The organism is Bianquea renquensis (genome assembly GCF_014384895.1).
GTDB lineage: Bacteria > Bacillota > Clostridia > Lachnospirales > Bianqueaceae > Bianquea > Bianquea renquensis.
Map to the genome: position 1 here is coordinate 44,290 of NZ_JACRSQ010000006.1, position 15,897 is coordinate 60,186.

General features: G+C 50.9%; 13 protein-coding genes. 4 read left to right on the top strand and 9 right to left on the bottom strand.

Annotated features, from left to right (window positions below; all coding sequences use genetic code 11):
- Positions 1-2: 2 nt before the first annotated feature.
- The 4 genes from H8730_RS05645 to H8730_RS05660 form a co-directional block, all read right to left on the bottom strand.
- Complete coding sequence (locus tag H8730_RS05645; RefSeq protein WP_177717646.1) at positions 3-1,181, bottom strand: D-alanyl-D-alanine carboxypeptidase family protein; 1,179 nt, start codon at positions 1,179-1,181, stop codon at positions 3-5.
- A gap of 56 nt (positions 1,182-1,237) precedes the next feature.
- The gene (scpB, locus tag H8730_RS05650; protein ID WP_177717644.1) at positions 1,238-1,822 is read right to left on the bottom strand and encodes an SMC-Scp complex subunit ScpB; all 585 of its coding nucleotides are present in this window, start codon (positions 1,820-1,822) and stop codon (positions 1,238-1,240) included.
- Positions 1,803-2,570 (bottom strand): segregation/condensation protein A, encoded by a 768-nt coding sequence (locus H8730_RS05655; protein WP_177717642.1) that lies wholly within the window; start codon positions 2,568-2,570, stop codon positions 1,803-1,805. The genes scpB and H8730_RS05655 overlap by 20 nt, the downstream gene beginning before the upstream one ends.
- A 120-nt stretch (positions 2,571-2,690) precedes the next feature.
- Positions 2,691-3,860 (bottom strand): D-alanyl-D-alanine carboxypeptidase family protein, encoded by a 1,170-nt coding sequence (locus tag H8730_RS05660; RefSeq protein WP_177717640.1) that lies wholly within the window; start codon positions 3,858-3,860, stop codon positions 2,691-2,693.
- A gap of 150 nt (positions 3,861-4,010) precedes the next feature.
- On the opposite strand from H8730_RS05660, the gene H8730_RS05665 reads away from it, so the two are divergent.
- Positions 4,011-4,889, top strand: a complete 879-nt coding sequence (locus H8730_RS05665; protein WP_177717638.1) for a DegV family protein — start codon at positions 4,011-4,013, stop codon at positions 4,887-4,889.
- A gap of 24 nt (positions 4,890-4,913) precedes the next feature.
- The gene (locus H8730_RS05670) at positions 4,914-5,831 is read left to right on the top strand and encodes a S66 peptidase family protein (protein ID WP_177717636.1); all 918 of its coding nucleotides are present in this window, start codon (positions 4,914-4,916) and stop codon (positions 5,829-5,831) included.
- Between the two features lie 7 nt (positions 5,832-5,838).
- On the opposite strand, the gene H8730_RS05675 is transcribed toward H8730_RS05670, so the two are convergent.
- Genes H8730_RS05675 through H8730_RS05685 form a run of 3 tightly spaced genes read right to left on the bottom strand, consistent with a single transcriptional unit; the run spans position 5,839 to position 8,190 of the window.
- Positions 5,839-7,020 (bottom strand): iron-containing alcohol dehydrogenase, encoded by a 1,182-nt coding sequence (locus tag H8730_RS05675; protein ID WP_177717633.1) that lies wholly within the window; start codon positions 7,018-7,020, stop codon positions 5,839-5,841.
- Positions 7,007-7,786: an inositol monophosphatase family protein gene (locus H8730_RS05680; protein WP_177717631.1), complete on the bottom strand. Its 780-nt coding sequence runs from the start codon at positions 7,784-7,786 to the stop codon at positions 7,007-7,009. The genes H8730_RS05675 and H8730_RS05680 overlap by 14 nt, the downstream gene beginning before the upstream one ends.
- An 11-nt stretch (positions 7,787-7,797) precedes the next feature.
- Complete coding sequence (locus H8730_RS05685) at positions 7,798-8,190, bottom strand: MerR family transcriptional regulator (RefSeq protein ID WP_177717629.1); 393 nt, start codon at positions 8,188-8,190, stop codon at positions 7,798-7,800.
- Between the two features lie 141 nt (positions 8,191-8,331).
- On the opposite strand from H8730_RS05685, the gene H8730_RS05690 reads away from it, so the two are divergent.
- Positions 8,332-9,441, top strand: a complete 1,110-nt coding sequence (locus H8730_RS05690) for an aldo/keto reductase (protein WP_249289555.1) — start codon at positions 8,332-8,334, stop codon at positions 9,439-9,441.
- Between the two features lie 58 nt (positions 9,442-9,499).
- Here H8730_RS05690 and H8730_RS05695 read toward each other — a convergent pair whose 3' ends face one another.
- Positions 9,500-10,597, bottom strand: a complete 1,098-nt coding sequence (locus tag H8730_RS05695; RefSeq protein ID WP_177717627.1) for a sialidase family protein — start codon at positions 10,595-10,597, stop codon at positions 9,500-9,502.
- 149 nt (positions 10,598-10,746) lie between these two features.
- Here H8730_RS05695 and H8730_RS05700 point away from each other — a divergent pair, with 149 nt between their 5' ends.
- Complete coding sequence (locus tag H8730_RS05700; protein ID WP_177717625.1) at positions 10,747-12,444, top strand: ABC-ATPase domain-containing protein; 1,698 nt, start codon at positions 10,747-10,749, stop codon at positions 12,442-12,444.
- A gap of 5 nt (positions 12,445-12,449) precedes the next feature.
- Here H8730_RS05700 and H8730_RS05705 read toward each other — a convergent pair whose 3' ends face one another.
- Positions 12,450-14,942 carry a GH116 family glycosyl-hydrolase gene (locus tag H8730_RS05705; RefSeq protein WP_177717623.1) on the bottom strand — a complete coding sequence of 831 codons (2,493 nt, stop codon included), beginning with the start codon at positions 14,940-14,942 and terminating at the stop codon, positions 12,450-12,452.
- Positions 14,943-15,897 lie beyond the last annotated feature (955 nt).

Genomic DNA, 15,897 nt, shown 5'->3' on the forward strand with positions numbered 1-15,897 from the left:
TCCTACATTTGAACTTCTGTATGAAAAAAACCTTCCAACACCCTATGTAAAAAATAGGTAAAATCCATTCGCGCCGATCCCTCCGCCGTTACAACCGGCAGAGACTGCGCTGCCTTTCCATCCACATAGACCGTAGCCTCTCCCACCACCTCACCGGCCTCAACCGGCGCCTCCAACACATAGGGGAGGTCATAGTGAATCTCCAGCTGGTCATCGTCTTTCATAAAATATTTGAAATCGCCTTCGATTTTGGTTCCCACCTGCGCCGTCGTACCGCGGGACACCTCAATCGCCTCTTGGGTATCCTTTCCATCAAGGGGTACGGTCTTCCAGGTATAATTCAGGAACCCGTAGTCCAATAACTTCTTTGTATCCGCGATTCGATATTGGGAATGGGGCGGCCACCCAGATCCTAAGACCACGGAGATAAGCTGAACACCATCGCGGGAGGCGATCCCCACAAGGCAAAGCCCCGCTTGGGAGGTAAACCCCGTCTTGCCACCGGTGGCGCCGGGGTAGGCTGTCAACAGCGGATTTTTATTGGATAGGGATACACTGCGGCTGTTCCCCCGATTTTGCTGAATCTCATAGGATTGGGTCCCCACGATCTTCATAAAAGTCTCATTCTGGACTGCATAGGCCGTAATGAGGGCCAAATCCGCCGCTGTCGTCTGATGTCCTTCCGCGTCCAAACCACTTGGCGTTTTAAAGCATGTGTTCTTTGCCCCGATCTCCTGCGCTTTCTCCGTCATCATGGCACAAAAATTTTCAACGGATCCGCCAACGTGTTCTGCCACAGCGACAGCCACATCATTGTAGGATTGCAGCATTAGAGCGTACAGTAAGTCCTCCAATACGAATGTTTCTCCTTCTCGAAGATTCATATTGACCTCCGGCTGCTGCGCCGCATTGGCGCTGACGGATACCATGTCGGAGAGATTGCCGTTTTCCAGCGCAACGGTCAGGGTCATGATCTTCGTCGTACTCGCCATGGCGCGAGGCTCGGATCCATTTTTATCATATAGGATCCTCCCTGATTCGGCTTCCATAACGACGGCCGATAAGGCGTTGAGATCCGATTGCTCCGGCGCCCCATCCCCACAGATAAGGTTAGGCCAAAACAAAACCAACACAAGCACGATTCCATATACAATCCGGAATCCATACTTCTTCCTCTTCACAGCATCACATCCAAATATTCATCGTCTAAGAAGAGTATAGTATGTTGCCGCTTAATTTATTCCTCGTCCTCGTTTGAAACCTGGAAAAAATCCTTGGGTAAATCCCCCTCCTCCAGCTGCTCTGCATTTTGCAAATAGGGGAGATCGCGGATGCTTCGGAAACCAAAATACCGCAGAAATTCATCTGTGGTTCCAAAGAGAATGGGACGTCCCGGCGCTTTCAGCCTCCCCTTTTCCACAACGAGGTTAAAATCGATCAGGCGGTTGATGATGTTGTCCGACCGAACGCCTCGAATCTCCTCCACCTCCTGCTTCGTGACCGGTTGCCGGTATGCAATGATGGCCAGGGTTTCCAGCTGGGTTTCTGTCAGGGTGATTTTCTGCCCGGATCGGTATAAGAGCTTGATATGAGTATAGTAGTCAGGACGGCTTGTCATCTGATAGGAATTTTCGATCTCCAGAATCTGCATTCCACGCTCTTCCCGGTCATAATAGTCTTTAAGCTGACTGACGATCTTCCGGGCGGTGGAAGGATTCTGCCCAAGAACTCTGGCGATACTGTCCAGGCTAACTGGCTCTCCAGCAGCGAATAGCAGCGATTCCGCGATCTTTTCCAACCGTTTAAGATTCAACTCTTCCATCCTCTACCTCTTCTCTCCTCATGACCATGATAATATCAGAAAAAATACCGTCCTGCCTCAATACGACCCGGTTCATCCGGCTGAGTTCCAACATTGCCATAAAGTATGTAATCGTCTCGATTTTCGACCGGCTCTTTTCCCGCAAGCTGTAAAAGCTGACTTCCTCCAGCAATTCCATGGTCTTCATGAGAGACTCGATTTTCTCCTCTATGGTGTATTCGTCCTTCTCCACGGAGTTAAACTGGGAGCGCACCATGTCCACACTATCCCGCTTGCCCCGCATCAGCTTCGTATAAACCGAATACAGTTCCTGCAGCGTCACACCCTCCAGCAATTCCTCCAGGGTGGGCATGGGGCGTTCTCCTTGGATGTCCTCCGGCTTCCGGTATAGGATCAATTCTGAATCCCCCGTCTGATTTTCTCGCAGAAATGCAGCGGCCTGTTTATATTTCTTGTACTCCAGGAGTCTAGCAATCAGCGCCTCCCGCGGATCCTCTTCCTCCTCTTCGTTTTTTTGCGCCGCCGGCAGAAGCATCCGCGCCTTGATGTTGATCAGGGTTGCCGCCATGACCACAAATTCACTGGCGATTTCCATGTTCATCTCGTTCATCTGCCTCAGATACTCCAGATACTGCTTTGTCACCTCAAAGATGGGGATATCATAAATATTCAGCTGATTTTTTTCAATCAAGTGCAACAGCAGATCCAACGGCCCTTCAAATACCGGCAGCCTGACTTCCAGCGCCACCTAGCTCCCTCCCTTCGCCCTCGCAATCGACAATATCTTTTATTGTACAAGTTCCCTCCCAAAAATGCAAGAAAAAAGCAGAAATAATTTAATTATTATATCTGCTTTCTCGATATCACCTTACATCCATTTGGCTAAAAGTTTCTGGAGGATTCGGGTAAAATCCATCTTCTGCACATCGGCGGCCGCGACTAGGGGAAGTCTGGCGACCTCCTTCCCATCTAGGGAATATACGATTTCTCCCAGGGCATCCCCCGCTTTCACCGGCGCCTCGATGCCATCCTTCAATTGCACTTCTTTCGTCAGGCTCTCCGCACTAATGGGATTACTCTTTTCTGTGAGCATTTGGACGTTTCCTTGGACCAGCGCCACGACTTCATCCGCATCGCCGCCGCGAATGGGAACCGTTCCCGCCTCATTGCCATCGGTCTCCACCTTAAAAAAGCCGTACCCTCCAAATCCATAGTCCAAAAGGGTGCATACATCGGCGGAGCGCTGGTCCTTTGTTTCCGCCCCCATAACCACCGCGATCAATTGCAAGTCACCGCGTTTTGCCGTCGCCGAGATGGAATACTTGGCTAGCCGGGTAAATCCCGTCTTTAAACCGTTCATCCCCTCGTAGCTCTGGATGAGCTTGTTGGTGTTGACCATGTCGGTCTCGCCGGCTCCCTTTTTCCACTGATGAGGCATCATCTCATGCCAGATGGTGGTATACTCGAATACTTCCGGAAAATTATTGATCAGCTCTCTCGACATCAGGGCAATATCATAGGCACTTGTCACATGGCCGTCCGCGTCCAGGCCGCAGGGATTGACAAAATGCGTGTCGTTCATCCCCAGCTCCTTTGCGCGGGCGTTCATCATCTCGACAAAGCCATCCTGGCTTCCACCGATATATTCCGCCGTCGCGATTGCGGCGTCATTGCCTGATGCGACGCACATCCCTTTGATCAAATTGCTGAGTGCGATGGATTCCCCCGCCTCCAGCAAAATCGTAGACCCTCCGTATCCTGCTGCATTTTCGCTGACGGTGACCATATCCTCCATCGAGGCTTTTCCATCGCGCACTGCCTCATAGGCCAGCAAAATGGTCATGACTTTCGTGACGCTGGCGGGACGCAGCGCTTCATGGCTATTGCTCTCGTACAGAACCTGTCCCGTAGATGGCTCCATCAAAACAGCTGATGGAGCGGAAATATTCAGAGAAGTCTCCGCCTCGACTGTCCTAGCTGGAGTCCAAAGGGAAAGGACCATGCACGTGCAAAGCAGGAGAACTATAGGTTTTCTCATGATGATACTACCTCCTAAACACTTGTATTGTATCGTTAGAATCTGTCATTTATAAAAAAATATGCAAAAAACTTGTAGTTTGCTGTAAAATCATATATAATATCTCCTATACCTTTTTCAGGCAGACCAACAATACTAAAGGAGGATTTTATGCGTCCAATTCGGATCCTGTCAGATAGTTCCTGTGACTTACCGGCAGACGAAATTCAAGCTCATCAGATACAAGTGATTCCGTTTTATATTTCCTTTGATAAAACCCATTACCAGAAGGAGGGCGTGGAATTATCGCGGGATGATTTTTTTAAACAGTTGACCGGCGGGATTTTTCCCAAGACTTCCGTACCCACCATTGAAGACTACAGCAATGCCTTTGCCGACAGCATCGAAGCGGGATACGATGTCATATGCATCTGCATCACTGACGCTTTTTCCGGTTCCGCCCAGTCAGCCTTCAACGCGGCTTCCATGACCTGCGAAAAATATCCCGGCGCCCGGGTGGAAGTGCTCAACTCACGCCTGGCGACCGGAGCCCAGGGATTGTTGGTTTTAGAGGCCTGCCGGATGCGGGACGCCGGCCTGTCCGTCGATTCCATTATGGACAAACTGACAATTCTTAAGGACACCGCGCGGATTCAATTTACTTTGGATACCCTTGAGTATCTCCAAAAGGGGGGCCGAATCGGCAAGGTGAGCGCCATCGCTGGATCTGTTCTGAACATCCAACCGCTGATCGTGTTGAAAGACGGCGAATTAATCCCCTTTGGAAAAGCCCGCGGCCGAAAAAGGGCCATGCAGAAGATTCTGGAAATGTTTCAAGATGACGTTCCCTCCGAAGATTACGCCTCGTACCGCTTTGGCGTTGAGGTTGGGACCTGCTATGAGGACGGCGCCATTATTCAGGATCAACTGGAATCCATGTTGGGCCGCCCTGTCGACGTACAATATCTGCCTACCGGCGCAACCATCGGGACGTATACGGGTCCTTCCGCTCTCGGAATTTGTTATATTCGCAGGTTTGAGACCATATAGTAATACAAAAAAATGAGGTGCTCTATGGTAAAACCAAGACCACTGCAAAAAGGATCCCGCGCTGCTCTCATCGCCCCCTCCGGTCCCGTCTCCCCTGGCGAGCCAGAACAGTGCTCCCGCGTGCTGGAAGAATTGGGCCTTGTTCCAGTACTGTATCCCAGCGTCCATCTCCGCCACGGCTATCTGGCCGGCGATGACAGTGCCCGCGCAAAGGACTTGATGGAAGCATTTTTGGACCCGGCCATCGACGGAATTTTCTGCATTCGAGGCGGCTACGGCGCATCCCGCATCCTGCCTCTCCTGGATTTTGACCGTATACGGTCATGCCCTAAGTTTTTTGGAGGCTTTAGCGATATAACCGCCCTCCACATCTGTCTAAATCAGTTTTGCCAACTCATGACCTATCACATTCCCATGCCATCCACCATTGTACACAAAGGTCTGGATCCCTATACGCGCCGCCAAATCTTGAACTGCATGGCAGGATTCGAGGAGGACGCAATTGAAAATCCGCCGGACATTCCCTTCCTGCCCTTGGTATCTGGACAGGCGGAAGGTGAATTGACCGGCGGTAATCTGACCCTCGTCGCTTCTTCTCTGGGAACTCCCTATGAGATCGATACGCGGGGGAAAATTTTATTTTTGGAAGATGTCAAGGAACAGCCATACCAGATTGACCGGATGCTGGTCCAGCTGCGAAATGCAGGAAAATTCAAGGATTGCGCTGGGATTTTGCTGGGCGAATGGACCGATTGCGATCCCGCTAACCCTGAATCTTCCCTTCCTCTTGGCCGAATCTTTCAAGATCTTCTTGTTCCAGAGGGAAAGCCCATACTGGAAAATCTTGTGTGTGGCCATTGTATGCCATCGCTATGCCTGCCTCTCGGCGCACAGGTTTTTGTGGACGCGGAAAAGGGGCGGATCTCATTTCCTGGGAAATAATGGAATTTTAGCCCAGCGCTAACCGGTAGATCTCCATAATCTCAGCTTTTCCCAGAGGCTTATAGTCTGGCAGGATCCGCTTGCCAAAGAAGGTACATTTTTCCGCCATCTCTTCTAGCTTCTCTGCTCCGATGCCCAGTTCTCTCAGACGGACCGGCATACCAAGAGACGCAAAAAACGCCTCCGTAGCGGCAATTCCTGCTTTCGCTGTCTCCTCCGGATGTTCATAGTCCATCTCCAGGTTCCAGACCCGCACTGCAAACTGACAGAACCGCTGAGTGGCATAGGGATACTGAAATTTAGCCCAGGCCGGAAATAGGACAGACAGACCTGCGCCGTGTGCCACGAAATCATACATGCCTGACAGCTCATGTTCCATTTGATGGACGCCCATGAAAACCTGCCGCCCTGCCCCGGTTAAATCATTGTGGGACAGACTGCCTGCCCACATCAGGGTGGCTCTGGCCTCATAGTCGCGGGGATTGTCTATTGCCCTTTTCCCTGCCGCAATCACGGATTTTAAAAGCCCTTCCGCTAAATGGTCTGTCAGATCCACATTCTCCGACAAGGTAAAATAGCGCTCCATGGTGTGCATCATGATATCGACAATGCCGCAACCTGTCTGGAATGGGCTGACGGTGAAGGTAAGCTCGGGATTTAGAATGGAAAAGAGAGGGCGGTGATAGGGGGAATTAAAGCCGCGCTTGAACCACCCCTCCTCGTTGGTGATGACGCAGGAAGCGCTCATCTCACTGCCGGAGGCGGCCAGGGTCAAAATGGCGCCCACAGGGAGCGCGCCCTGTGGCTCCCTCTTCTTTTCAAAGAATTCCCATGTCTCCACATCTGGATTGGCAGCGCCGTCCGCAATGCATTTTGCGGAGTCTAGGACGCTCCCGCCGCCGGCTGCCAGGATGAATTCTACGTTTTCAGCCCGGCAAAGTTCCATTCCCTGCTTAGCCAGCGACAGCTTCGGATTTGGGGAAACTCCTCCCAGCTCCACCCACGCAATGTCGTGCTCCCGCAGGGACGTCACAATCGCATTGTACAGCCCGCTTCTATGAATACTGCCGCCTCCATAGTGCAACAAAATCTTGTGAAATCCGTAGCCTGCAATGATCTCTCCAACTTTTTTGTGCGTATCCCGGCCAAAATAGATTTTGGTCGGCGTGTAAAATTCAAAATTTTCCATGTGTATCCTCCACAATAGTCTTAAGCGCTTGAAATGCTTTTTGATTTCCAGCTACGATGCCGATGGGCTTGCCGTATCCCCACGCATCTGGCGCGATGGCGTCAATCATTCCGCCGGCTTCCTGAATCAGCACGGACGCCGCCGCGTAATCCCACGGGGAGAGGACCATTTCGAAGAACCCTTCACAGCGGCCGGCGGCGAGATAGCAGAGATCCAGCGCCGCAGACCCGGAGCGCCGTATATCGCCGCAGCTCTGAAAGATGGTCTGGGCCGCGCTGAAGGTTTTCTTCGCAAGATCCCTCCGGTAGGGGGATGTTCCCAAGATGACGAGCCCCGTCTCCAGCGGCCGCTCCGATACTTTGATAGGGCGATCGTTGACGAAGGCTCCTCCTCCTCGAACTGCCCAGAACATTTCCTGTAAGTATGGATCATAGACGACGCCGAGACATCCCTTCCCTTCCGCCACTAGGGCGACAGAGATAGCGGAATGTTGATACCCGTTGATAAAGTTCTGCGTGCCGTCGATAGGGTCGATGAGCCAGGTAAGGCCCGCTGGTTCCCCATTGTCCTTCTCTTCCGCGATAAAGGACGCGCCTGGCACCACATCCTGTAACTTTTCCATCAGCTCGTTCTGAATGCTAACATCCATATCCGTGACAAAATTTGCATGTCCCTCTTTTGTGTGAATCTGCATGTTACACACCTGGCGCATTTTGATTCCCGCCTGCCTGACGATGTCTGTAACTTTCGATGCTAATTCCATCATTTGCTTTCCCCCTACGCCTCTTTTTCATCGCGCTGCTTCTGATATGCGGCACATGCTTGATTGTAGAACTGGATTTTGTGCTCAACCCTTTTTAGATGCTGTTGCATCGCCTCAATCTGTTCTAAAACCCGCTCTCTTTGCTCAATAAAGATCTGCCGGCGCTCCTCCAGCGTTTCATCTCCCTGTATGCAGAGGGCGATAAAATCTCGGATTTGTTTCACCGACATCCCCGTACCTTTCAAGCAATTGATCAGCCCGATCCATTCTAAATCTTCATCCGTAAAGGAGCGGTTTCCCCTCTCCGTCCGCTGGATAAAGGGCAATAGCCCCTCTTTATCATAATACCGGAGCGTATAGACGCTCAGCCCTGTTTTTTCCGCTACCTGGGCAATGCTGTATGCCATACTCGGCCTCCCTTTCACTGGCTTGTCTCTTTAGTTTACTCCGCCTTGAAACATTTGTCAAATATCTTTAAAAATTATCTTGACTTATAGTTATCTATAGGATGTACAATAGACGAAACTAATTGATTGGAGGAATATCACGTGTATACTCGGGCGTACAAAGGTTCTGACCAGGTCTCCGTTCTCGGACTTGGCTGCATGCGGCTGCCTCGACTGAATTCAGAGGCACAGGAGATCGATTATGTGAAGGCGCAGGAGATTGTGGACTATGCTTTTGCTTCGGGGATCAACTATTTCGACACGGCATATAAATATCATGATGGCGGCTCGGAAGTTTTTCTTGGCAGCGCCCTGAAGAAATATGACCGGTCCAGCTTTTATTTGGCGACAAAGATGCCCATATGGGAAGCGGATTCTCCGGACGCCATGCGGCGCATCTTTTATCATCAGCTGGAGAGGTTACAGACGGACTATTTTGATTTTTATCTCTTTCACGCGCTGAATCAAGACAATTTTCGGAAATGTGTCGACTTTGGCCTCTACGAGTTTCTATCGGAGAAGAAACGGGAGGGTGTGATCCGCAACCTGGGCTTTTCCTTCCACGACTCTCCCCAGGTTCTGGAACAGATTGTAGATGCCTATGAGTGGGATTTCGCGCAGATTCAGTTGAATTATCTGGACTGGGATATGCAGAATGCAAAACGGCAGTATGAGATCCTCACAGACCACCACTTGCCGGTCATTGTGATGGAGCCCGTAAGGGGTGGCGTTCTGGCGAACCCTTGCGAGGCGGCTAACGCGCTATTTCGTGAGGCGCGGCCCGACCAGAGCATAGCCTCCTGGGCCATCCGCTATGCCGCCAGCCTTCCCAATGTGATGACGGTTCTCAGCGGCATGTCCACCATGGAGCAAATTGAAGATAACGTCAGGACCATGACGAATTTTGAACCCCTTACGGAAGCGGACTATGAGGTGATCGACAGGGCAGTGGACGCATACCGAAAAAAGGATACCATCCCCTGTACTGGCTGCCGCTATTGCATGGATTGTCCGTCGGGGGTGGAGATTCCGACGGTATTCTCTCTTTATAATCAGTATGCCCTGAATCAAAACAAAGAGGTTTTTGACGAGATCGACGCGACTGCGCGGGCAGAACAGTGCATCGCCTGCGGTCAGTGTATGGAGCACTGTCCACAATCCATTCCGATTCCGGAAAAGATGGCGATGATCGCGGAATTGATTCAATCATGACCAAAAAAGGGGCTGTGAAAAAATGAGACATCATTTTTCACAGCTTTTTGTTGCAGCTTTATCTGAGCCGCCAGCGCGTCCACAGGATGCTTGTCATCTTTTGACCATTGGGAACGCCATAGTAGACCGTCAGAAGATCCCCATTGTCCAGTTCCACGCTGGCCGGATACCCAAGGTCCCCCTTATATGGCCGGTCTGCGTCCTCCTCCCACAGGATGGAATCAATCTCCCATGTTTGGGCACCATCCTCACTGATCATGACTCGAATCCCCGTGCGATCCCCCACACGCTTGCCGTATGTGCACAGGAGCGCTCCGGATGAGTGCTGCAACAGATGTGGCGGCGCTCCCTGCGCACCTGTGGGCTGGGGTACAGTCCAGGTCTTTCCCCCGTCGTCGCTAATGGACTGACAGATGGTAAAGATCTGCTCCTCACTGAGAACCCCCTGGACCCGAATATGCAGAACTAGACGTCCGGAGGGAAGCTCAACAAGATGTGGCTCCGTAAAGATTCCCTCTGAAAGCTCTGGACACATGGCGACCTGCCCCACTTTGGTAAAGGTACGGCCGTCTTGGCTCCCGTATACATGAATGGGATAAGGCGCCCCCTGGGGACTTGCGGGAAAGGGAGTTCCAGCATAAAGCAGCGCTCCGCTCCGCAGCCGGATCGGTCCATGGGGCGCTGTGATCGGGACAAGAAATGGCTCTCCCCAGGTCCGGCCGCCATCCTCACTGATCGAGACGGTGGAACCACAATACCGCGCTTCCTGTTCCTCTGTAATCAAGGATACATAGGCGCGGACTAGCTCCGCCTTGATGTCACTTCGCCCTTCTTTACACTGTCGCTGCATCTCGCGGGAGTTTGTGAAAGATGTCAGCAACAGCCGGTTGTGACCTAAATTTACGATTCCCGCATCCCTGTCATCCAGCGGCGTATTGATGGCCGTGATCGGCGCAGACCAGGTTTTGCCTTCATCCAAACTTCTCACCGCCAACACCCGCCCAAAGGGACAAACGTGCTCCAAACGATCTCCTGAGAAACAGGCCAATAGACTCCCATCATCACAGCGGCAGATGGATGGCCATCCATTGTACGAAAAGATTGCATTCGGTTTTGTATAGACGATCCCATGATCAACAATCTTGACATTTCCCATAAGTTTCTCTCCTTCCATTTCTTTTGCTCAGTCTACAGGATTTTTGCGAAAAGATCAATAGATTTGACAAATTTTCCCCTTGCTCTCTTGCCATCTTGGAACAATACGTAGTATACTAACATGTATATTCTATGAAAGAGGTCGATCCAATGAAAACGATGCAAGAACTTAGAACTCTTCTCACATCCATAGATCACAAAAGCTATCCGGCTTACAAGGCTCTCCAGGGAGCCTATCGGTATTCTGACTTTGTACTCTCCATCGATCATGTTCAAGGGGATCCCTTTGCGGCGCCCTCCTGTGTCAGCGTCCTTGTCCCGATGAAGGCCGCGGGCTTTCCCGCCGACTTTCTCTCGCCCTCCTATAAGAGGATTGCACTCCAGGATCATTTGCTCCGGCTGTTTTCAAAAAAACTGGACTCCTATGCCTTTCGGGCAAAGGGGTCCGGAAAAAGTGGTCTTCTGAGCTGTAGCCGGTGTGGACAGCAAATTTTGGAGCGCACCTCCTGCACAATCACCGGCGAAGGCGTTCAACTTCGCTTCGAAATCGGCTTCCCAGCCAACGGCCGCACCATCAATGCTGCGGAGCTCGCCAAGATCCTGTTTGACTTTTTGCCGGTCTGTGTCCACACGACTCTCCTTTACGGACAACTGGATGCCAAGGCCGTCGCCGACGTGTTGAGCCTAGCGGAAGATCAGGCCTATATCCGCCACGAATTGAACCGTCAGGGCCTGGTCGCATTTGTGGGAAACGGGTCCATTCTTCCGCGGGAAAGCGGTGTCTCCCAAAAACCCTTGCCGGGCGCCATTCCTTTTACCTCGCCTTCCTCCATGGAGATTTCTCTATCCCTTCCCAGCGGCAAAACAATACAGGGAATGGGCATACCCAGGGGGATTACCCTCATCGTGGGCGGCGGCTATCACGGGAAATCAACGCTTCTCAAGGCATTGGAAACCGGCGTTTATAATCATATCCGGGGAGATGGCCGCGAGTACGTGATCACCGTTTCGGATGCAATGAAAATCCGCGCAGAGGATGGCCGAAGCATCAGCCAAATGGACATCTCGCTCTTCATCAATCACCTTCCTGGCGGTAGCGATACCACCGCGTTTTCCACCCCCGATGCCAGCGGAAGTACCTCGCAAGCGGCCAATGTGATGGAGAGTCTTGAGAGCGGTGCGTCGGTCCTTCTGTTGGATGAGGATACTTCTGCGACTAACTTCATGATCCGAGATGAGCTAATGCAGCAGGTAATCCATCGAGATCAAGAACCCATCACTCCTTTTCTAGAGCGCGCGCGGCTCTTGTATGAACGCTTTGGCGTCTCCATCGTCCTCGTGGCTGGCAGCTGTGGGGCCTTCTTCCACATTGCGGATACTATTCTTCAGCTGGATTCCTACCAAACCTATGAGATTACCCAAAAGGCTAAGGAGATCAGCGCCCATTACCCCTGGACGCCTTCCGCCCCTCCTTACACGAATCCATGCCCACCTCGAATTCCCTGCCGCTCCCCTAAAATCGCCCAGGAAGATCGCCTAAAGCTGCGAATTCAAGGTACAGATGGCATTGTACTTGGCCACGAAGCTGTGGACCTGCGGTGTGTGGAGCAACTTTTGGACGCAGAACAGACGGCAGCCCTGGGATATCTCTTCCTCTATGCCTGCCGTCATCTCTTCGACGGACAAACCCCACTCCCCTCCATTGTCCGCATGTTGTACGCCGAAATTCAGGATCGAGGAATGGCATTTCTGGTTGAATCAAAGTGGATTCCCAACCCAATGGCGCTCCCCAGGCCACAGGAATTTTTCGCCTTTGTCAACCGGTACCGCGGCCGCCTCTTCCGCTAAATCGCTTATACCTGTATCCATTCTTGAACCGTCATGGGCTCGTCAAATTGAATTCGTCCGCCCTGACATTTCACTTTAACACTCTGTCCATCCACCCGCACGGTGTGGATTTCTCTTGTGACGAAGGGAAGCTGCAACTCCCGAAGGGTTAGTTGACCACTGAGAATTTGGATCAAGACTTGCTCTCCCTTAATCTGCACGTTTCCCCATGCACTGTCCAAACTCCAGATGCACCGAAACACATCCTTTTGCAGGATAGGATTGAATCCTATTACCCCCTTCGGCATGTCAAAGATAAAGCCTGAGAAGATGGGAATCATGGAATAACTCGCCATGGACCGGGCGTAGTTATTGCCACATTCGATTTCGTTCCATGGATTTCTTTTTTTGCCATCATATCGGTCTCGAATCATGGCCACGATCTCAACGCCTTCCTCAATCATGCCTTCGCTGATCATCAGGGCCGCCAGCTGGTATTCAAAGCCATGCATCGTCTCCTGACAGTAGGGGATTGGAATCGCTGGCTTTTTCGTACCTTCAGGATACTCACAGATGACAGCTCCCCCTTCATCGTTGAGGCAAAAAAGCCGCCATGGGTTATAGAAGTCTCGCATGGAACGTTTTACATTCTGTTGATATAGGCTGCTCAGCGCTGTTTTTACATGCTCTTTGTCAAAAATTGTGCCAAGGCCTACAATGTTGGCGTGCCATTGGGCGCAGATCTGGTCGATCTCACAGCCTTCGCCAATCTGATATTTTATTTCGCCCACTTCCTTGTTCCAGTACTCTTTCGCTCCTTCAAAGGGCTCTAGAATGGACGCATCCTTCAGATCGATCTGCTGTATGTAATAACGCCCGTTGAATAGATGTTCCTCACTCCAGGCCTTTCCCCTTTCAAATAGCTCCCTGTACTCGTCGGCGCTATCCTCCTCGCCCAGGTATCTCGCCATCTCCTCTCCGGCCTTAAGCGCCGCAAGATAAAAGCCTTCCAGCCAAGAGCTGGGGCCGAATAGCTCCATATCAAGTGTATGGTGCTGGCGCCCTTCCAGGACACCATCTTGATCGAGGTCCCACCGGTCCTCGTTATCCTCACTCCACGCATATTCTAGGGACTTTTTGACAGCCGGCCAGATTTCTTTGAGCCAAAGGTCGTCGCCACTGATTTTCCACTCCCGATAGACCTTCACAATTCCGCCCATCTGTCCGTCCACACAGGCGCGGAACGTCCCTCTCGGCCGCTCAAGTGGAAGCATCATTCGAAATTGCATCCGACCGCTTTCATCCTGATTGTAACGGTAATCCAGGTTTCGAATGGATCGCTCCAGTTTCGGAAATAAAAATGGCAACACATAGGCATAGTTCCATACATGGGTACATGTTCCCTCACACGATCCTACATTCTTGTGGAGCCCTTCCCAGCCATAAATTGATCCATCTTCTAGTCTGAGAACCGTCGCTGTCTTTAAAACGGACATCGTCGCCGATATGGCTTCGATCACCACGTCTGGCAAGCTGCACGCGTATAGTTCATCTTTAAATCGCTTTGTCTCCCCATAGAGCCGGTCCCAATTGGCAAGGCCGTATGCCGCGCTTTCCTGTGCGCTGGAAAATAGAACGGCATAATAATTTTTCCATGTTATATGTTTATAATTGGGATTCCAGTAAGTATAGTTGTTCGGATAGTTCCAAGATAGAATAAAACGAATTCGCACTGATTCTCCAGCGGGAACCATCTGTTTTACGCAGAGGGTTCCATGATCTCCGTCACCCGGTTCTTCATATCGCCGCGCTTTTAGGTTGCTCTGCTCAGTAAAGTTTCGCCAATAAGTTTCCAGACTGTCCGACCAGCCTCCCCGATACCAATACTCCTGATGACTAATTTCGCCATCTGCGTCCGTTGCCAGGCATAGTTCACCGAACTGCGGATGGTCCTCAGCGTACTGCGTCGTCAAAAAACGCAGTTCTTTTTTTACAAATTGATTCCTTCCTTTTTGATCTGGGTTTCGCACTGTAAAAGCGGCTGAATATTGAAGTTCCTCCTTGCCATCATTTTGAAACTCTACTTCCATGAAGGCCGCTGGTATGCTAGAATCTGTATCATTCAGAGGAATAAATGGATTGAAGGCCCGCAAAGTCACTTTCCCGGGAAAATGATCATCTTCAAACTGTATTTCTGCCAATGGGAACTCTCCATAAAAAACGCACTTTTTAAAATGAGGAAACCCCGCCATACTTGTGTTCTCCAGGCCCGTTCCTGGTCCGCTGTACCCCTTGTTCACATCGCCATTAAGCACGCGGGCATCCAGAAGCTTCCCCTGTCTCTCCGCTTTCACGGCTATGTGGCTGAACCCATTGTACGATTCCTTGTTGGGACGATTGAAAATCTCCCAGTCGATCAATCTTCCGTTGCCTGCAAGCCCGATGCTGCCACTTCCGATACCCCCTAATGGAAATGATATCTCATTGGTACGATCTCCAACATATTCTGTTCTCCGCATAAGAATTCCCCCTTAATTCGTGTACGTACACAAATTATACGTCTTTTAGCTTTCATTGTCAAGCTACTGAATGTCTTTTTCTCCGCTCTCCCTCTGTCGTTTCACTTCTCTCTCTTCGGCCTTCTCCTTTTTAGCGGCTGTTTTTGCTTTCTACACCATCGCTTTTATGGCTGGCTAATTTTTAGTGGCTATCGCCTTCGTTTGTCTTTTTCTCCGCTATGGCTGTCTGCCCGCTTTCCCTCTGTCTTTTCACGTCTGTCTTCCTTTCGCCTTGTCTGCTTTCCCCTTGTTTCCGGCCTTCTCCTTTTAGCGGCTGTTTTTCTCTTTTGCTTGCTTTCTCTACCATCGCTTTTATGGCTGGCTGATTTTTAGTGGCTATCGTCTTCGTTTGTCTTTTTCTCCGCTATGGCTGTCCGCCCGCTTTCCCTCTGTCTTTTCACGTCTGTCTTCCTTTCGCCTTGTCTGCTTTCCCCTTGTCTTCGGCCTTCTCCTTTTAGCGGCTGCTTTTCTCTACCATCGCTTTTATGACTGGCTGATTTTAGTGGCTATCATCTTCGTTTGTTTTTTTCTCCGCTATGGCTGTCTGCCCGCTTTCCCTCTGTCTTTTCACGTCTGTCTTCCTTTCGCCTTGTCTCCGGCCTTCTCCTTTTAGCGGCTGTTTTTCTCTACCATCGCTTTTATGGCTGGCTGCTTTTAGTGGCTATCATCTTCGTTTGTCTTTTTCTCCGCTATGGCTGTCCGCCCGCTTTCCCTCTGTCTTTTCACGTCTCTCTTCCTTTCGCCTTGTCTGCTTTCCCCTTGTTTTCGGCCTTCTCCTTTTAGCGGCTGTTTTTCTCTTTTGCTTGCTTTCTCTACCATCGCTTTTATGACTGGCTAATTTTTAGTGGCTATCGTCTTCGTTTGTCTTTTTCTCCGCTATGGCTGGCTGCCCGCTTTCCCTCTGTCTTTTCACGTC